General features: G+C 65.6%; 19 protein-coding genes. 2 read left to right on the top strand and 17 right to left on the bottom strand.

Features of this window, described 5'->3' with window-relative positions; genetic code table 11:
- Positions 1–111: 111 nt before the first annotated feature.
- The 9 genes from KDW96_RS19995 to gspE are packed head-to-tail and all read right to left on the bottom strand — an operon-like array spanning position 112 to position 7,521.
- Positions 112–636, bottom strand: coding sequence for a type II secretion system protein M (locus KDW96_RS19995; RefSeq protein WP_255837967.1), 525 nt, complete (start codon positions 634–636; stop codon positions 112–114).
- A 2-nt stretch (positions 637–638) separates the two neighbouring features.
- Entirely contained in the window at positions 639–1,775 is a 1,137-nt protein-coding gene (gene gspL, locus KDW96_RS19990) for a type II secretion system protein GspL (RefSeq protein ID WP_255837966.1), read from the bottom strand.
- A complete protein-coding gene (gene gspK, locus KDW96_RS19985; RefSeq protein ID WP_304665563.1) occupies positions 1,772–2,737 on the bottom strand; it encodes a type II secretion system minor pseudopilin GspK in 966 nt (321 codons plus the stop codon). Before gspK ends, gspL begins: the two co-directional genes overlap by 4 nt.
- Positions 2,734–3,420, bottom strand: coding sequence for a type II secretion system minor pseudopilin GspJ (gspJ, locus tag KDW96_RS19980; RefSeq protein WP_255837965.1), 687 nt, complete (start codon positions 3,418–3,420; stop codon positions 2,734–2,736). The genes gspK and gspJ overlap by 4 nt, the downstream gene beginning before the upstream one ends.
- Positions 3,417–3,806, bottom strand: coding sequence for a type II secretion system minor pseudopilin GspI (gene gspI, locus KDW96_RS19975; protein WP_255837964.1), 390 nt, complete (start codon positions 3,804–3,806; stop codon positions 3,417–3,419). Before gspI ends, gspJ begins: the two co-directional genes overlap by 4 nt.
- Entirely contained in the window at positions 3,803–4,375 is a 573-nt protein-coding gene (gspH, locus tag KDW96_RS19970; protein WP_255837963.1) for a type II secretion system minor pseudopilin GspH, read from the bottom strand. The genes gspI and gspH overlap by 4 nt, the downstream gene beginning before the upstream one ends.
- A 17-nt stretch (positions 4,376–4,392) precedes the next feature.
- Positions 4,393–4,779 (bottom strand): type II secretion system major pseudopilin GspG, encoded by a 387-nt coding sequence (gspG, locus tag KDW96_RS19965; protein WP_255840573.1) that lies wholly within the window; start codon positions 4,777–4,779, stop codon positions 4,393–4,395.
- A 43-nt stretch (positions 4,780–4,822) separates the two neighbouring features.
- Entirely contained in the window at positions 4,823–6,034 is a 1,212-nt protein-coding gene (xcpS, locus tag KDW96_RS19960; protein ID WP_255837962.1) for a GspF family T2SS innner membrane protein variant XcpS, read from the bottom strand.
- Positions 6,034–7,521: a type II secretion system ATPase GspE gene (gene gspE, locus KDW96_RS19955; protein WP_255837961.1), complete on the bottom strand. Its 1,488-nt coding sequence runs from the start codon at positions 7,519–7,521 to the stop codon at positions 6,034–6,036. Before gspE ends, xcpS begins: the two co-directional genes overlap by 1 nt.
- Positions 7,522–7,759: 238 nt before the next feature.
- Between gspE and KDW96_RS19950 the strand changes: the two genes are divergently transcribed.
- Both KDW96_RS19950 and gspD read left to right on the top strand, forming a co-directional pair.
- Positions 7,760–8,413, top strand: coding sequence for a type II secretion system protein N (locus KDW96_RS19950; protein WP_255837960.1), 654 nt, complete (start codon positions 7,760–7,762; stop codon positions 8,411–8,413).
- Between the two features lie 4 nt (positions 8,414–8,417).
- Entirely contained in the window at positions 8,418–10,367 is a 1,950-nt protein-coding gene (gene gspD, locus KDW96_RS19945) for a type II secretion system secretin GspD (protein WP_255837959.1), read from the top strand.
- Positions 10,368–10,438: 71 nt separating this feature from the next.
- On the opposite strand, the gene KDW96_RS19940 is transcribed toward gspD, so the two are convergent.
- The 8 genes from KDW96_RS19940 to truA form a co-directional block, all read right to left on the bottom strand.
- Positions 10,439–11,650 carry an O-succinylhomoserine sulfhydrylase gene (locus KDW96_RS19940; protein ID WP_255837958.1) on the bottom strand — a complete coding sequence of 404 codons (1,212 nt, stop codon included), beginning with the start codon at positions 11,648–11,650 and terminating at the stop codon, positions 10,439–10,441.
- Positions 11,651–11,703: 53 nt separating this feature from the next.
- Complete coding sequence (gene purF / locus KDW96_RS19935; RefSeq protein WP_255837957.1) at positions 11,704–13,212, bottom strand: amidophosphoribosyltransferase; 1,509 nt, start codon at positions 13,210–13,212, stop codon at positions 11,704–11,706.
- Between the two features lie 45 nt (positions 13,213–13,257).
- On the bottom strand, positions 13,258–13,812 hold the full coding sequence (locus KDW96_RS19930; protein WP_255837956.1) for a CvpA family protein: 555 nt from the start codon (positions 13,810–13,812) through the stop codon (positions 13,258–13,260).
- A gap of 68 nt (positions 13,813–13,880) precedes the next feature.
- Entirely contained in the window at positions 13,881–14,471 is a 591-nt protein-coding gene (locus KDW96_RS19925) for an SPOR domain-containing protein (protein ID WP_255837955.1), read from the bottom strand.
- Positions 14,455–15,762 carry a bifunctional tetrahydrofolate synthase/dihydrofolate synthase gene (gene folC, locus KDW96_RS19920; RefSeq protein WP_255837954.1) on the bottom strand — a complete coding sequence of 436 codons (1,308 nt, stop codon included), beginning with the start codon at positions 15,760–15,762 and terminating at the stop codon, positions 14,455–14,457. Before folC ends, KDW96_RS19925 begins: the two co-directional genes overlap by 17 nt.
- The gene (accD, locus tag KDW96_RS19915; RefSeq protein ID WP_255837953.1) at positions 15,759–16,643 is read right to left on the bottom strand and encodes an acetyl-CoA carboxylase, carboxyltransferase subunit beta; all 885 of its coding nucleotides are present in this window, start codon (positions 16,641–16,643) and stop codon (positions 15,759–15,761) included. Before accD ends, folC begins: the two co-directional genes overlap by 4 nt.
- Positions 16,644–16,894: 251 nt before the next feature.
- Positions 16,895–17,515: a phosphoribosylanthranilate isomerase gene (locus tag KDW96_RS19910; RefSeq protein WP_255837952.1), complete on the bottom strand. Its 621-nt coding sequence runs from the start codon at positions 17,513–17,515 to the stop codon at positions 16,895–16,897.
- 44 nt (positions 17,516–17,559) lie between these two features.
- Complete coding sequence (gene truA / locus KDW96_RS19905) at positions 17,560–18,426, bottom strand: tRNA pseudouridine(38-40) synthase TruA (RefSeq protein ID WP_255837951.1); 867 nt, start codon at positions 18,424–18,426, stop codon at positions 17,560–17,562.
- Between the last annotated feature and the right edge of the window lie 3 nt (positions 18,427–18,429).

Genomic DNA, 18,429 nt, shown 5'->3' with positions numbered 1-18,429 from the left:
GGCGCGAAATTTACGCAAGGGGCAGAGCTAAGTCAAGGCCCTGTTTGAAGTTTTTATCACGAAAGAGAAAAGCGCCGTGCCATCCCGGACTGCAACAGGCCAGCGAGCGACTCAAAACGCCACCCGCAGGGTCAGGCGCGCCGCCACCCGATTGTCCTCGCTGCGATCCAGGCCGGCCTCGGCAATCCGCACCCCCTGGCGCTCCAGCACCACGAACCAGCGCAGCAGCTGGGCAAAGGGGGCCGCCTGCAGGCTGACCTCCAGCGAACCGTCCCCCTCGCTGTCCAGGCGTTCAACGGTCAACCCCTGCTCGGCCGCACTGGCGGTGACCACCCCCTGCAACCGCGCCGGATCGAGGCTAGCTTGTGGTGTACTGGCCAGACTGCGGGCCAGCGGCGCCTGGGCTTGCAGGTAGGCATGCAAGGCGCGCTGCTGCTCGTAGCCTGTGCGGGCCGCCGCCAGCCTCTGCTGGACCGGCTGCCAGAGCAGCAGATAGAGCAGCACCAGCAGCAGGAACAGCGCCAGCGCCCCAAGGGCCAGGCGCTCGCGCGCCGCCAGGGCACGCCAGCGCTGGGTCAATGCGGAGCTTTCCAGCTGCGCGGCGAACGGATGCGTCAGGTCACTCAGATTGCTCATGTTCATCCCTCGATCACCAGGCGCGCGCTCACGCCTTGCTCTTCACGGCTGGCCGAGCCCAGCTGGACGGCCAGGCCCGCCTCCAGGAGGCGCTCGCGCAGCCGCTCCAGCTCGCTGAATCCCGGCGCCTGGATCTGCAAAGCCAGGTCTCCGCGACTGTCACTGAAATCCAGCTGTTGCACCTCGACCCGCGCGCCTTCGGCGGTTATCGCCTGATTCACCTGGGCCAGCATTCCGAGCAGGCGCCCCTGACCGCTGGCGCCCCCTTCCGCCAGGTGCTGATCCAGTTGCGCGCGCAGGTCGATCAGCTTGCGATCATCTGGAAACAGCTCGCGGTACAACGCCTCGCTAGCCTCAGCATAGGTGTCGGCCTGCTTCTGCAGGTGCCAACCCTGGGCCAGATTGAAGCCCCATTGCAGCACCAGCCACAGGCCGACCAGCCCCAGCAGTGGCCAGCATCGCTGCCACCGCCCACCTGCTCCGACAGGGGCAAAGTCGCCCTGCGCAAGGTTGCTGACGACCCCCTGTCGCGCCAACCAGACATGGGGGTCTCTCACCTCAGGGCACTGGTCCGCCGACTCCAGTTCCGGCTGCCTGGGCACGCGATAGGCGACGTGTGGACGCGGACACAGGGGCGCCAATGTCGGCCAGTCCTCGGCGTTTAGCGCCAGGCGCGCGACCTCCGCTCCGCCGACCAGGCAGCGCCCGCCCAACGGCAGCAGCTGGGTGCCCTCGCGTGGCAGCATATCCGCATCCACGGCAATCGCCTGCGGCGGCGTCTTGCACAGTGCCAGCCAGTCCGCCAACCACCGGCGGCGCACCGCGAATACCCGGTGACGTCCATCGGCCAGCGGCTCGCCCAAGGCCAGATGAAACTGCTCGACATCCTCGGCGAGCAGCTCCTCGACCGCAAACGGCAGGGCCTGACGCAGCCAGCGGGCCTTCTGGGTCGGCAGCTGTACGGCGCAGGCGGTCACCGCCTCGACCGGCAGCACCAGCGTCCAGGATTCGTCCTTCGCGGCCACCGTCCGGGAGAAAGGCATCGGCTCGCGGCGCTCCCCATGGACCCGCTGCACCAACAGCTCGGGGTCGGCCTCGGCACAGGCCTCTGGCGGTAAAAACACATACGACTGACTCATGGTTCAACTTCCTCGACGGGTGCGGGTGGCACTGCTCCCTGCCCCAGGTCACGGGCTAACACATAGACTCGACCATCGCTGCTGCGCTGCAGCGTACTGCGCAGCGCCTGACGACGATCCCCCACGCTGACATCACTGATCACCTCAAAGTATTGACTACCCACGGCCAAGCCTTGGCCCTGCACCTTCAACCCCGGCAACTGGGCGACGAAACTCGCCACGTCGGCATAGCCCTGACGGCCTCGCGCCGCGACCAGACCCTCGGCGGTGGCGAGCGGCAAGCCATCGGCCAGGCTCGCCAGGACCAGGGCGCCGGCGGTATTCACGTTCAGCGTGGCATCGGCCGGCAACGCGCTGACGTAGGGCAACAAACGCAGGTAATCGGCCTCGGTCATTTCCAGCAGCAGACGCAATTCGGACACGTCGCTCAAGGCTCGATTAGCCGCACGGTAGGCCGGCTGGACCAACAGGTACTGATTGTCCTCGGCGCCGAAGCCGCCACTGGGTTCCTGGTCGATGTCCAGCCAGTCCACCAGGCGCTCGGCGTAGGGCTTGTCGATCTGCAGGCTGCGCAACAAGCGGCGAAACTGGGCCACGGCGGCCTCATTGGCCTGCCCCTTGCGTACCAGGCTGTTGAGATTGAAGCGCCCACTCGGATCGACGATGCGCACCTGCAATTCACCGCCCTCATCCAGATTGAAGGGCGCCAGGGGCTGAGCCCAGGCCTCGCCGAGGTGATCCACCGGTGCCCTCGGATTGCCCTGCAGCAGGTCCCGGCGCAACACCGCCTGAGCCAGGGTCTCGCCCCCCAGGGCGTAGTGCCAGGCCTGGCGCACGTGCAACTGATTGGCGCTGCTGCGAATGGCCAGCTGTTGACGGGCGATCAGACCGGAACAGACCACTGTCACCACTGCCACCACTAACAGCACCGTGATCAAGGCGACGCCGCGCTGCGCCCTCATGATTCGGGCTCCTTCTGCGGCTCGCCTGCATCGCCGCCCTCCTCGCCCCCGGCGGCTGGAGCCTGTTGCTGCGGCGGCACCTCTGGCAGCCGCAGCAGGCGCCGCAGCTCGCCGTAGCGCCGATGCTCCAGCACCAGCTCGAGCGCCTGCGGCAGCACCACCAGGGCCTCGTCCCCTCGACCGCCAGGCGGCGGCCAGCTGTCGTGCCAGGCGCCCAGACCATCCTGGTAGCGCAGCTGCAGGCGCATCACCCCGTGCAACGCCTGCTGTACCTGGGGCTGGCTGTCCTGGGCCTGATCCAGCACGTTCCAGTAGCGCCGCTGCCATTGTTCGCCGCTCAACTGCCAACGCACCCGCTGCACGCCGGCGCGCACGCGCCCCAGGGGATTGCGCCAACCGGCTCGACTCAGCTCGACCGCCGCACCGCCAACCTCCTCGCCGAGCAGGGCGGGACGCGCATCGCCGAAGGGGTCACGTACCGGGCGCGCGACCACCTGCAACACATCGCGCTCGAAAGCCGCCATGGCCCGCACCAGCTCACGCAGCTGCTGTTCATGCGCCCGCGTGGCGCTGTCGGTGCGCAGCACGCTGTCGAGCATGCGATAGGTGCCGAGGCCGAGCAGGGCAAAAATCGCGATGGCGATCAGCAGCTCGAGCAGGGTGAAGCCTCGCGAACGCTTCATCGTGGCGTCCCGAGAAAACCAGTGAGACTGACCAGCGCCCGCTCGCGCAGGTCACCACGCGGCCGCCGCTCCGGATACGCCGCCACCCACAGAGTGACCCGGCGCATGCTTGGCTCGCTGGTTTGCTGGATCTCGCTCTGCCACTGCCAACGACGTCCGCCGAAGGTCAGTTCGCCCTCAGCGCGCCCATCCGCGGCCGGCACCTCGGCCAGCTGCAACTCGGTCAGACGGTTGTCGGCGATCCACATCGCCAGGGTCTTGTCCTCCAAGCGCGCGGCCGTCTGCAGGCTGCGCGTGCTGGCACTCAGCACACTGGCGGCGACCAGGGCGAAGATGGCCAAGGCCACCAGCACCTCGAGCAGGGTGAATCCCGCCATGCGCCTCATCCGGAGCGTCCCTTGACGCCGCCCAGCTCGACCCTGGGCAACTGGAATCCGTCACTCGACAGCCACAGGTGCATTCCGTCCCGGCGACGCTCACGCAGCTGCAGGCGAAAGGGACTGAGCTCACCGCTGGAGAGAATCAGCAGCTGCGGGGTGAGACCAGCCTTGCCGGCCGACTCGCCGGTGGGCTGGGGCAGGCGCAGCGCCTCGCCCTCCAGTTCGACACTCAGCTCCGCCCAAGGCGGTAACTGGTGGGGCTGTCGCTGCAGCGCCTGCCACCGACGCGAGGCCGGGTCGTATTGCAATACCTGATAGGCACCGGCACTCAGGTGGACGCCGTACTCGCGGTTGTCCAGCACCGCCTCCTCGGCCAGCACACCGATCAAGCCAGCCAGACGCTCGGCTTCGTCATGCAGCTCCCGTGCGGGACCGGTGGCGCCGGTGCCGATCACCGCCAGGCCGATCAGCACGCCAAGGATGACCAGCACCACCAGCAACTCGACCAGGGTGAAACCGCCTGAGCGGCCGCGCCTGGCAGAGGCGGACGTCAGCGCGAGGCGCCTGGTGGGCATGGCTCAGCACTGCCTCATCAGAGGTCCCAGCTGCCGATGTCGGCATCCAGATCGCTGCCGCCCTGCTTGCCGTCCCGCCCCAGTGAATAGAGATCGAAGGCGCCCTTGGTGCCGGGGGCCAGGTACTGGTAGACGTTGCCCCAGGGATCGACCGGCAGGCGCTTGAGGTAGCCGTCCCTGTTCCAGTTCTTCGCCGGCGGGTTGCCGGAGGGTTTCTCCACCAGCGCTTCGAGCCCCTGCTGGGTGCTGGGATAGCTGTGATTGTCCAGCTTGTACATGTCCAGGGCGGCACCGATGGCGCGGATATCGTTCTGCGCCGCGGTGACCTTGGCCTGGTCCGGCCGACTCATCACCTGCGGCACCACCAGGGCGGCGAGGATCCCGAGGATCACCACCACCACCATGATTTCGATCAGCGTAAAACCTGCCTGACGCTTGTTCACCTGCTTACCCCACCAATTGATTGAGAGACAGAATGGGCAGCAGGATGGCCAAGACTATGACCAGTACCACCGCCCCCATGAAGACCAGCATGAACGGCTCGAACAGGCCGACCAACAAGGCCACCTGGGCGGCCAGGTCGTTTTCCTGGTTGCGCGCCGTGCGCGCGAGCATCTGATCCAGCTCACCGGAGCGCTCGCCGCTGGCGATCATATGCAACATCATCGGCGGGAACTGCCCGCTGGCCTCCAGCGCGCGGGTCAGGCTGCCGCCCTCGCGGACCTTCTGCGCAGCCACCACCACCTGGCCTCGTATCACCCGATTGGCGATCACCTCGCCGCCGATCGCCAGGGCCTCCACCAGGGGCACCCCACTGCGGGTGAGGATGGCCAGGGTCGAAGCAAAACGGGCGCAGTCGGTGGCACGGATCAGCCGCCCGAACAGCGGCACGCGGAGCAGCAAGGCATGCCAGCGCAACTTCACCGACTCGTCACGCAGTGCCCAGCGCAGGGCGAAGAACCCGAGCGCCATCAGGATCAGCACCAGCCAGGCCCAGCCCTTGACCCAATCGCTCAGGGCGATCAGGCCGCGGGTCAGGGCCGGCAGGGTCTGGCCCGAGTCGATGAAGACCCGCACCACGTCCGGCACCACGTAGCCGAGCAGGAAGCCGACGATCAGCAGCGAGGCGCACATCAGGATCAGCGGATAGAGCAGCGCCAGCTGGATCTTCTGCCGCGACTGCTGGCGCTGCTCGGTGTAGTCGGCCAATTGCTCCAGCACGGGGCCGAGGTGACCGGCGTGCTCGCCCGCCGCCACCGTGGCGCGGTACAGCTCGGGAAAGGCGGCGGGAAACTCCTTCAGGCTGTCGGCCAGGCCGTGCCCCTCCAGCACCCGCGCCCGCACCGCCAACAACATGCTCTGGATGCGCGGCGCACTGGCCTGGGCCGCGGCGGCCCGCAGTGCCTCCTCGATCGGCAACGCCGCTTGAATCAGGGTGGCCAGCTGCCGGGTCAACAGCGCCAGGTCCCGCGCCGAGAGGCCGCGACTGAAGCTGAAGTGCCCGCCGGCCGGCTCTCGGGTGCGCGTGGCGTTGACCTCCAGCGGCGCCAGCTGCCGCTCACGCAGCAGTTGACGCACCTGACGGGCACTGTCGGCCTCCAGTACGCCTTTCTGTTGACGGCCCTTACGGTCGAGGGCGAGGTATTCGAAGGCGGCCATTACTCTTCCAGGGTCACGCGCAGCACTTCTTCCAGGCTGGTCAAGCCCTCCAGCACCTTGCGCCGCCCATCCTCGCGGATGCTCGGTCCGAGCGTGCGGGCATGACGGATCATGTCCTGCTCGGAGGCGACGTTGTGGATCAGCGTGCGCAGGTGATCATCGAACACCACCAGCTCATAGATTCCGGTACGGCCGCGATAGCCCTGCTGGTGACAGGCGCTGCAGCCACGTGCGTGGTAGAGGGTCGGCGGCGGCTCGGCGACCACGCCGAGCTTGGCACATTCGGCGGCGTCGGCCTGATAGGCCTCCTTGCACTGGGGACAGAGCACCCGCACCAGGCGCTGGGCCAGTACGCCGAGCAGCGACGAGGACAGCAGGAAGGGTTCGACGCCCATATCGACCAGGCGGGTGATGGCGCCGATCGCGCTGTTGGTGTGCAGGGTCGACAGCACCAGGTGCCCGGTCAGCGAGGCCTGTACGGCGATCTCGGCGGTCTCCTTGTCGCGGATCTCGCCGACCATCACCACGTCCGGGTCCTGACGCAGAATGGCTCGCAGACCGCGGGCGAAGGTCATGTCAACCTTGGTGTTGACCTGGGTCTGGCCGATGCCCTCGAGGTGATACTCGATCGGGTCCTCCACCGTGAGAATGTTGCGCGTGCGGTCGTTGAGGCTGACCAGGCTGGCATAGAGCGTGGTGGTCTTGCCCGAACCGGTGGGGCCGGTAACCAGAAGGATGCCGTGTGGCTTGCGCACGGTCGCCTCCATCAGCTCGCGATCCCGCGCGCACATGCCCAGGTGCTGCAGCGTCAGGCGCCCGGCCTGCTTGTCCAGCAGGCGCAGCACGACCCGCTCGCCGTTGGCCGAAGGCAGGGTCGACACCCGAATGTCCACCTCGCGACCGCCGACCTTCAGGGATATCCGCCCGTCCTGGGGCACGCGCTTCTCGGCAATGTCCAGACGCGCCATGACCTTGATCCGCGAGACCAGCAACGCCGCCAGCTCGCGCTTGGGCTCGAGCACTTCACGAAGGATGCCGTCGACGCGAAAGCGCACCACCAGGCGCTTCTCAAAAGTCTCCAGGTGAATGTCCGAGGCGTTTTCCTTGATCGCCTCGCCGAGAATCGCGTTGATCAGACGGATGATCGGCGCATCGTCCTCCTGCTCCAGCAGGTCCTCGGTCTCCGGCACCTGCTCGGCCAGGGCAGCCAGGTCGAGACTTCCGCCGATGTCTTCGGCCAGCTGCATGGACGCCGAGTCGTGCTGATAGGCCTTGCCCAGCGCCTGCTCGAAGGCCTCGGCGGACAGCGCGCGCAGCGCCAGCTGACGACCGACGAAGCGCTGCGCCTCGGCCACGGCCACTAGCTCGACCCCGGGTCGATGGCCGAGACAGGGCGGTTCGGCCTCCGCCAGCAGCACCACGCCGTGACGCTTGGCGAAACTGAACGGCAAACGGCGCAGAGGCGCATCATTGGGCAGAGCGTTCATCCTAGGCGAGCCTTAGGCGGTAACGTGACGCAAGTATCACGGTCAGTCCTGACCATTATGCAGCCGCGGTTCCGTCGGTTAATTGTGGAGAGTTCCCGCCAAAGTGCGGGGACACTGGGCTATCTTTAGCACATCACGGCGGCGGGATACACCACCCCGAAAGGGGACTGCAAAATGCTGCCGAACTGTCTATGATCGGGGCGCGACACGCACCACAGAACAAGAATCTCATGGAGTGATGCCTTTGCCTGTTACGGCTACTGGACGCTGGCTGCAGTTGCACACCACCACCCTGGTCGGTATCGCCATGGTCCTGGCCATGAGTGTCAGCCTGGCCTGGCAAACGGCCGACTGGCTGCGCCTGCTGCGCACGCCCGCGACCCTGGAATCACCGGACCCCGGCCTACCCCGCGCGACCGCCCTCAGCCCTGGCCTGGAGCAGCTCTTCGGCAGCGGTGCAGTGGATGACAGCGCGCCGCCGCCGGCCACCAACCTGCGCCTGACGCTGCTGGGCAGCTTCGTCCACAGCGATCCACAGCGCTCCAGCGCGATCATTCGTGAGAATGGCAGCGAAGCCCAGCGCTACCAGATCGACAGTGAAGTGGCCAACGGAGTGCGTTTGCACGCGATCTACGCCGATCGCGTCGAACTGCTGCGCAACGGACGGCGCGAGAGCCTGACCTTCCCCCAGAGCCAATCTGCCGGCGACGGCCTGAATTACATTCCCTACGAAACAGACCCAGGAAACCTGGACCAGCTCGACGAGCTGGAGGCCGGCAACCTCGAACAACTGCGCGAGCGCATGGACTCACTGCGCGAACAGATGGAGGCGGCAGGCACCCTGCCGCCAGACGCCGAACCTACCGATCAGACCATAATAGAAGGCGACTGAACCGATGTCCCCGATCCTATCGCGACTCACCTTCGCCCTGTTCGCCGCCGGCCTGGCCTTCGGCCCGCTGCCGCTCAGTGCGGCCAACAGCGCAGCAACACCGGCCGCCGGACAGCAGGAGGAAAGCTGGACCATCAACCTGAAAGGCGCCGATATCCGTGAGTTCATCGACCAGGTCGCGCAAATCACGGGGGAGACCTTCGTCGTCGACCCCCGGGTGAAGGGCCAGGTCAGCGTCGTGTCGAGCAGCCCGCTGAATCTGAGCGAGGTCTACCAACTGTTTCTCTCGGTAATGGCCACCCATGGCTTCAGCGTCATCACCCAGGGCGAGCAGGCGCGCATCGTGCCCAACGCCGAAGCGAAGGCGGAGGCTGGACTCGGCCGCGTCGCCCCGGACCGTCTGGAGACTCGTCTTATCCAAGTGCAACACGGCTCGGCGACCGAACTGATTCCCCTGCTGCGCCCGCTGGTACCCCAATACGGCCACCTGGCCGCCGTCACCTCAGCCAATGCAATCATTATCAGCGACCGCAGCGCCAATATCGCCCGTATCGAAGACCTGCTGCGCCAGCTCGACCAGAAGGGCGAACGCGACTACAGCGTGCTCAACCTGCAGCATGCCTGGGTGATGGATGCCGCCGAAGTACTCAATAGCGCCCTGGACAGGGGTCAAGCCAAGGGCGCCTCCGGTATCCAGGTGATCGCCGACGCACGCACCAACCGGCTGATCCTCCTCGGCCCACCGGCAGCCCGCGCCAAACTGCTGGCCCTGGCCCAGTCGCTGGACACCCCGACCAGCCGCTCGGCCAACACCCGGGTGATACGCCTGCGACACAACGACGCCAAGGCCCTGGCCGAAACCCTCGGCGACATCTCCGAGGGCCTGAAGGCGCAGGATGGCGGCGAAACAACCAGCAAACCGCAAAACACCCTGATCCGCGCCGACGAAAGCCTCAATGCCCTGGTCCTGCTGGCCGAGCCCGACCTGGTGGCGACCCTGGAGGACATCGTCCGCCAGCTCGACGTGCCGCGCGCCCAGGTGATGGTGGAGGCCGCCATCGTCGAGGTCTCGGGCGACATCAGCGACGCCCTCGGCGTGCAGTGGGCGCTGGATGCCCGCGGCGGCAAGGGCGGCCTCGGCGGAGTCAACTTCGGCAACACCGGCCTGTCGGTCGGCACGGTGCTGCAGGCCATCCAGGACCAGAAGAACAACGTCGACAACCCGATCCTCAACAGCCTGCCCGATGGCGCGATCATCGGCCTGGGCAGCGAACGCTTCGGTGTGCTGGTCACCGCCCTGTCGGCCAATACCAAGAGCAACCTGCTGTCGACCCCCAGCCTGCTAACCCTGGACAACCAGGAGGCAGAGATTCTGGTCGGGCAGAACGTGCCATTCCAGACCGGCTCCTTCACCACCAGCGCATCCGGTGCCGACAACCCCTTCACCACCATCGAGCGCAAGGACATCGGCGTCACCCTCAAGGTCACCCCGCACATCAATGAAGGCGCCAGCCTGCGCCTGGAGATCGAACAGGAAATTTCCTCCATCGCGCCGACTGCCCAAGGGATCAACGCCGTCGACCTGATCACCAACAAGCGCTCGATCAAGAGCACCATCCTTGCCGAAGACGGGCAGGTCATCGTGCTCGGCGGGCTGATTCAGGACGACATCACCCAGACCGACTCCAAGGTGCCGCTGCTGGGCGACATCCCCTTCCTCGGCCGCCTGTTCCGCTCGACCCAGGACACCCACATCAAGCGCAACCTGATGGTATTCCTGCGCCCGACCGTAGTGCGCGACGCTGCCGGCCTGGCCGCCCTGTCCGGCAAGAAGTACGGCGACATCCGCGTGCTCCGGGATATCCGCGACGACTACCAGCCCGATGCGCTGCCCCGCGATCCGCTTCAACTGTTCGACCGCAGCCCGGAGGCAGCCGTCGACCTGCGCGAATAGCGCCCCCAACGAAGAAAGCCTCGGCAACTGCCGAGGCTTTTTCTTATCTCGCGAAGACAGCGGCGTGCAAGCTAGAGCGCGGCCAGACCGCGGGCCAGATCGGCCTTGAGGTCGGCCAGGTCTTCCAGGCCCACCGCCACGCGAATCAGGTTATCGCGGATTCCAGCATTGGCCCGCTCGGCCGGCGAGAGCCGGCCGTGAGAGGTGGTCGCCGGGTGGGCAATGGTGGTCTTGGTGTCACCCAGGTTGGTGGTGATGGAGATCACCCGTGTCGCATCGATGAATCGCCAGGCCGCCTCCTTGCCGCCCGCCACTTCGAAGCTGACAACGGCGCCAAAGGCGCTCTGCTGACGCCTGGCCAGCTCGTGTTGCGGGTGGCTGGGCAAGCCTGCGTAGTAGACGTGCTCCACGCCCGCCTGCTGTTCGAGCCATTCGGCCAGCTGCTGGGCGCTGGCGCAGTGGGCCTGCATGCGCACGCGCAAGGTTTCCAGGCCCTTGAGGAAGATCCACGCATTGAACGGGCTGAGAGTAGGCCCTGCGGTGCGCAGGAAGCCGACCACTTCCTTCATCAATTCCGCCTTGCCGGCCACCACGCCGCCCATACCACGGCCCTGGCCGTCGATGAACTTGGTCGCCGAATGCATCACCACATCCGCGCCCAGCTTCAGCGGCTGCTGCAGCGCCGGGGTGCAGAAGCAGTTGTCCACGGCCAGCAGCGCGCCTCGGGCATGGGCGATCTGCGCCAGCGCGGCGATATCGACCAGCTCGGCCAGGGGGTTGGACGGCGACTCGACGAACAGCAGCTTGGTGTTGGGCCGCAAGGCCGCCTGCCAGGCATCCAGATCGGATAGCGCGACGTAGTCGACCTCCACGCCGAAGCGCTTGAGATACTTCTCGAACAGGCTGATGGTCGAACCGAACACGCTGCGCGATACCAGCACGTGATCACCACCACTGCACAGGCTCATGACGATGGCCAGTATCGCCGACATGCCGGAAGCCGTGGCGACCGCCTGTTCGGCGCCCTCCAGCGCGGCAATGCGCTCCTCGAAGGCGCGCACCGTGGGATTGGTGTATCGGGAGTAGACGTTGCCCGGCACTTCGCCGGCAAAGCGCGCGGCCGCGTCGGCCGCGGTGCGGAACACGTAGCTCGAGGTCGGAAACAGGGCTTCGCTATGCTCGCCCTCCGGAGTGCGGCGCTGCCCGGCGCGCACCGCCAGGGTATCGAATCCGACTCCTTCCAGGTCGCTGTCCAGTCGCCCGGCATCCCAATCTTGCGCCATGCCCCTCACCTCGATTCCACCGCGCCGACGCTTCGCGCCCGACGCATTGCCGCTTAGTTGTTGTACAGGTCGATAATCGCGCTGACCGCCTGGGACTTGGTCTTGGTGGCATCGTTGCGCGCCTGCTCGATCTTGTCCAGGTAGGCCGCATCGACGTCACCGGTGACGTACTGCCCATCGAACACCGCGCAGTCGAAGTTGTCGATCTTGATCTTCTTGCTACCGCTGACTGCCTCGATCAGATCCGGCAGGTCCTGATAGACCAGCCAGTCGGCGCCGATCAGCTCGCAGACTTCCTCGGTGGTACGGTTGTGGGCGATCAGCTCGTGAGCGCTCGGCATGTCGATGCCGTAGACATTCGGATAGCGCACCGCCGGCGCCGCCGAACAGAAGTAGACGTTCTTCGCCCCGGCCTCGCGGGCCATCTGGATGATCTGCTTGCAGGTGGTGCCGCGCACGATCGAGTCGTCCACCAGCATCACGTTCTTGCCGCGGAACTCCAGCTCGATGGCATTGAGCTTCTGCCGCACGGACTTCTTGCGCGCCGCCTGGCCAGGCATGATGAAGGTCCGGCCGATATAGCGATTCTTGACGAAGCCTTCGCGGAACTTCACGCCCAGGTGGTTGGCCAGCTCCAGCGCCGAGGTGCGGCTGGTATCGGGAATCGGGATAACCACGTCGATGTCGTGTTCGGGCCGCTCGCGCTGGATCTTTTCGGCCAGCTTCTCGCCCATGCGCAGGCGCGCCTTGTATACCGAGATGCCGTCCATGATCGAGTCGGGACGCGCCAGGTAGACGTGCTCGAAGATGCACGGCGAGTAGCGCGGATTCTCCGCACACTGGCGCGTGAACAGCTTGCCGTCTTCGGTGATGTAGACCGCCTCACCAGGAGCCAGGTCGCGGATCAGGGTGAAGCCCAGAACATCCAGCGACACGCTTTCCGAGGCGATCATGTACTCGACGCCCTCGTCGGTGTGACGCTGACCGAAGACGATCGGCCGAATGCCGTTCGGGTCACGGAAACCGACGATGCCGTAACCGGTGATCATCGCCACCACCGCATAGCCGCCCCGGCAGCGCTTGTGCACGTCGCTGACCGCGGCGAACACGTCTTCCTCGGTCGGCTGCAGCTGACCGCGCTGGGCCAGCTCATGGGCGAACACGTTGAGCAGCACTTCCGAATCGGAGTTGGTGTTCACATGCCGCAGGTCGGACTCGTAGATCTCCTTGGCCAACTGCTCGACGTTGGTCAGGTTGCCGTTGTGCGCCAGGGTGATGCCGTAAGGCGAGTTGACGTAGAAAGGCTGCGCTTCTGCCGAGCTCGAGCTGCCGGCGGTCGGGTAGCGCACATGGCCGATACCCATGTGGCCGATCAGGCGCTGCATATGGCGCTGCTGGAACACGTCGCGCACCAGGCCATTGTCCTTGCGCAGGAACAGCCGCCCGTCATGGCTGGTGACAATACCGGCAGCATCCTGGCCGCGGTGCTGAAGAACGGTGAGCCCGTCATACAGCGCCTGATTGACGTTCGATTTACCGACGATACCGACAATGCCACACATGTGACGCAACCCCTACTTAATGAAACACGCTAATTCTGAAGGCTCTTACGGCAGTTTAGGCTGCAAGAGACCCTCTTTGAACGGCAGCTCCGCCGGAGCGCTGATGCCGCTGGCTAGCCACTCGCTGGACATCCCGAGAATCAGGTTCTTCGACCAGTCCGCAACCATGAGAAAGTGCGGCAGCAGCGTCGATTGCTGCCACCATGGATCCTGCTGCACCGGCGCCAGGCTGAGCAGGCCGACCAGCACCACGACCAAGAGTCCGCCCCGGGCGGCACCAAAAACCATGCCGAGAAAGCGGTCGGTGCCGGACAATCCGGTAACCCGGATCAGCTCGCCGACCAGGTAGTTGACCAGCGCGCCAACCATCAGGGTGACGACAAACAGGAAGGCGCAGGCGGCAATCACGCGCGCCGACGGCGTTTCGATGAAATCTGTGAGGTGCTGCGACAACGCGCCGCCGAACATCCAGGCGACGACGCCGGCAATGATCCAGGTGAGCAGCGATAGGGCTTCCTTGACGAAGCCGCGGCTCAGGCTGATCAGACTCGATATGGCGATGATGGCGATAATCGCCCAATCGACCCAGGTGAATGCCACGATTCAGGCTACCGACGGAAAAGGCGCTGCATTTTAGCAGAGCCCATGCTTTTGGGGTAAACCGCGCATCAACTGCGCTCCGGCTGAAAGCGCACGACGAAACCATTGAGCTTGTGCTGACGCTTGAGCTGGTCGCGCAGGCGATCGGCCTCGGCGCGCTCGATCAAGGGCCCGACAAAGACCCGGTTCATCCCATCCACGCTGCGGATGTAGGCGTTGTAACCCTGGCTACGCAAGGTCTTCTGCAGACTCTCGGCGCCGCTGCGACTGGACAGACTGGCCAGCTGCACCGACCAACTGATCGGCAGGCCGTTGGCATCCAGACGACTTGTCGGGGCTGGCGCGGCAGGTTGGGTGGGCACGGCCACCACAGCCTCGGGCTTGCCGACCGGCGCGACCTCAGGTTCGGGCGTAACCGACTCAGCGCTTCCCTGCTCCGGCAGTGGCTCCTCCGGAAGGACCTGGGGTTCCGGCACGGCAACCGGCTGCATTTCGACCTTCGGCATGGCCGGGACCGGGGGCATAGGCGGCGCTTCGACCACCACATGGCGCAGCTCATCCTGGCGCGACAACAGCATGGGCAGGAAGATCACCGCCAACGCCAGCAACACCAGCGCACCGACCATCCGCTGCTTCAGTCCTTTATCGAGCAAAGCCATCCTGCATTTCCCCCGAGGCATGGCGGGCCAGCCAGTCCAGGGCCTCGGCCACGCAGTAAAAAGATCCGAACAGCAGGATTTCGTCCCCTGCAGATGCCCGCTCGCACTGAGCCTGGAGCGCCGACTGCACATCGTCATAAGCGCTGACCTGGGCCGCGCAATTATGCAGCTGCGCCTCCAGCTCGGCGACTGGGCGACTGCGCACGGACGGCAACGGTGCTACCGCCCAGTGCGAGATCGCACCCAATAGCGGCGTAACCACACCCGCCAGGTCCTTGTCGGTCAGCAGTCCAAACACGGCCAGGCGCCTGCCCCCCGAGGGATTGGTCGCCAGACGCTGCGCCAGATACTCGGCGGCGTGGGGATTATGCCCAACATCCAGCAGCAGTGTCAGCGCCTTGCCCTGCCAGCTCAACGCTCGCCGATCGAGGCGCCCGGTCACCCGCGTACGCGCCAGCGCCTGAGCAACCTGCTCCGCCTGCCAAGGCAGCTCCAGCAAGGCGAATGCCTGCAGCGCCAGGGCGGCGTTCTCCATCGGCAGATCGAGCAGCGGCAGCTGCTCGAGAAGCAGCTTGTCGCCCCGGCGGTCCGTACCGGACCAGGACCAATGCTCGGCACCGACACTGAGATCATAATCGCGACCGCGCAGGAAAAACGGCGCCTCCAGCTGCGCCGCTCGATCCAGCAGCGGCTGCGGCGGCTGCGGATCGCCGCACAGGGCCGGCTGTCCGGGGCGAAAAATCCCGGCCTTCTCGAAGGCGACCGACTCGCGGGTATCGCCCAGCCATTCGGCATGGTCCAGACCGATGCTGGTGACCAGCGCGAGGTCGGCATCGACCAGATTGACTGCGTCCAGGCGCCCGCCCAGGCCAACTTCCAGCACCACCGCATCCAGCCCAGCCCGCAGGAACAGCCAGAAGGCCGCCAGCGTGCCCACTTCAAAGTAGGTCAGGGAAATCTCGCCGCGCGCCGCCTCGACCGCCGCGAATGCTTCGCAGAGTTCGGCATCACTGGCCTGGTTACCGGCAATCTGCACGCGCTCGTTGTAGCGCAGCAGGTGCGGCGAACTGTAGACACCGGTCCGCAAGCCCTGCGTCTGCAACAGCGACGCCAAGAAGGCGCAGGTAGAACCCTTGCCGTTGGTGCCGGTGACGGTAATCACCAGGGGCGCGGGCTTACCCAGACACAGCCGCTGCGCCACCGCCCTGGAGCGCTCCAGCCCCATGTCGATGGCCGAGGGGTGCAGCTGTTCCAGGTAGGCCAGCCAGTCGGCCAGGGAGCGCTCGGTCATGCAGTGGCCGGAAGTGCAGCAGGGGACGGCTGGCGGGTCAGCTGCGCGAGCAGCCTGGCCAGGCGCGGGCGCAGCTCGGCACGCGGGATGATCATGTCGATCGCGCCATGCTCGAGGAGAAACTCACTGCGCTGGAAACCTTCTGGCAGCTTCTCGCGTACGGTCTGCTCGATGACCCGCGGACCGGCAAAACCAATCAACGCACGCGGTTCGGCGACGATCACGTCACCAAGCATCGCCAGACTCGCCGACACACCGCCATAGACCGGATCGGTAAGCACCGAGATGAACGGAATACCTTCTTCGCGCAGGCGTGCCAACACGGCCGAGGTCTTGGCCATCTGCATCAGCGAAATCAGGGCCTCCTGCATGCGCGCGCCGCCGGAAGCAGAGAAGCATATCAGCGGGCAACGCTGCTCCAACGCCACGTTTGCCGCGCGCACGAAGCGCTCACCGACGATGGCGCCCATCGAACCGCCCATGAAGGAGAACTCGAAGGCACAGGCCACCACCGGCATCTTCTCCAGAGTGCCACGCATGGCGATCAGCGCATCCTTTTCGCCTGTCTGCTTCTGCGCCGCCACCAGGCGATCCTTGTACTTCTTGCTGTCGCGGAACTTCAGGCGATCGACCGGCTCCAGGTCGGCACCGATCTCCTCGCGACCTTCCGCGTCGAGGAAGATATTGAGGCGCACCCGCGCATCGATACGCATGTGGTGATTACATTTGGGGCAGACATCCAGGGTCTTTTCCAACTCGGGCTTGTACAGCACCGCATCACAGGAGCGGCACTTGTGCCAGAGCCCCTCGGGCACCGAACTCTTCTTGACCTCGGAACGCATGATCGATGGGATCAGTTTGTCTACCAACCAGTTGCTCATGCTCTTCATTCTCCCAAGCTGTTGGCTCGGACATGCCCCTGGCGCAAGGCCTCATGGCATACCCAAGCGAATTCACGGATGCAGTCTCTTCAGGGGCCGGCGCTCGCTCCACACAATCGTCACGGACTGCACAAAACGCTCGACTACCCGCCAGCTCTACCTCGACCGCCATAGGCGCTCAATTACAACACCTGCAACAGGGCTATGGACGGCACTGCCCGCCGCGTCGTCACATTGTCCGCACGCGAGCCTTAGCCGCCTCTCACGGCGCGCACGAAGGCCCGAACCTTTTCGGCATCCTTGATGCCCTGGCTCGCCTCCACCCCGCCGCTGACATCGACCCCGTAGGGCCTGACCCGGGCGATGGCATCCGCCACATTGGCCGGCGTTAGGCCACCTGCCAGGATGATCGGCTTTTGCAAATCATGGGGCACCAACGACCAGTCGAATGCCTCGCCGGTACCACCCGGCACCCCGGGCACATAGGTATCCAGCAAGATGCCAGCGGCGCTCGGGTAGGCCTCGATCCGCGCGCCAACGTCATCACCGGGCCTGACCCGCAGCGCCTTGAGATAAGGCCGGCGAGCGGCCTCGCAGGCGGCAGCGGTCTCGTCGCCGTGAAACTGCAGCAGATCCAGCGGCAGCGCGTCGAGCACCCTACTCAACTCATCACCATTGGCGTCGACGAACAGGCCAACTGTAGTCACGAACGGCGGCAGCGCGGCGATGATCGCCTGCGCCTGAGGCACCGTGACCGCACGGGGGCTCTTGGCGTAGAACACCAGACCGATGGCATCGGCACCGGCCTCCGCCGCGATCAGCGCGTCTTCTACCCGGGTAATTCCACAGATCTTGCTGCGAACGACTGGCAACTGGCGACACCTCCGCTAAAGCGCCGATGGTAGCAAATGCCTATCTAGGCGTCAGCCGCCACATCCGGCAAACCGGACAGGAAATGCGGCCCGAGGTAGCGCTTCGGCAGCTCGAATTCCTCCGGATAATCGACCTGGACGAGGTACAAGCCAAAGGGATGCGCGGTCACCCCACCGGTACGACGCACCCGCGTCTCGAGTACCTCTCGCGCCCACTCCACCGGCTTCTCCCCGGCACCGATGGCCATCAGCACACCAGCGATATTGCGCACCATGTGATGCAGAAAGGCGTTGGCGCGAATATCCAGCACGATGAAGCGGCCATGCTCGAGCAGCTGCAGGTGGTGGACCGTTTTCACCGGCGACTTGGCCTGACACTGACGCGCACGGAAAGCACTGAAGTCATGGGTACCCACCAACGCCTTGGCGGCCTCGCGCATGAGTTCGACATCCAACGGCCGGTGATTCCAGGTGACCTCTTCGGCCATGTGCGCCGGCCGGATCTGGTCGTTGTAGATCACATAGCGGTAGCGCCGGGCCATGGCGCAGAAGCGCGCATCGAAATGCGCGGGCATGAGCTTGGCCCAGGTCACGCTGATGTCCGCCGGCAGGTTCATGTTTGCACCCATGACCCAAGAATGGGTGGAGCGCTCGACAGTTGTGTCGAAATGCACCACTTGGGCACTGGCATGCACCAGCGCATCGGTTCGCCCGGCGCAACTCAGGGTGACAGGAGCCCCTCCGGCCACCTTGGACAGGGCCCTTTCCAGGGTCTCCTGGATGGACGGAACACCCGCGCGCTGACGCTGGAATCCGCGATAGCGCGATCCTTTGTACTCGACACCGAGGGCGACCTTGAAAAAGCCAACGGCAGCCGAATCGGCTGCCGTTGTAGGTAGTGCATCAGACATGTA

Origin of the sequence: Pseudomonas benzenivorans (genome assembly GCF_024397895.1) — a bacterium.
In the GTDB taxonomy this organism is placed as follows: Bacteria; Pseudomonadota; Gammaproteobacteria; order Pseudomonadales; family Pseudomonadaceae; genus Aquipseudomonas; species Aquipseudomonas benzenivorans_A.
Note: the sequence above shows the minus strand (reverse complement) of the source record. Positions and strands in the feature narration are given on the sequence as shown.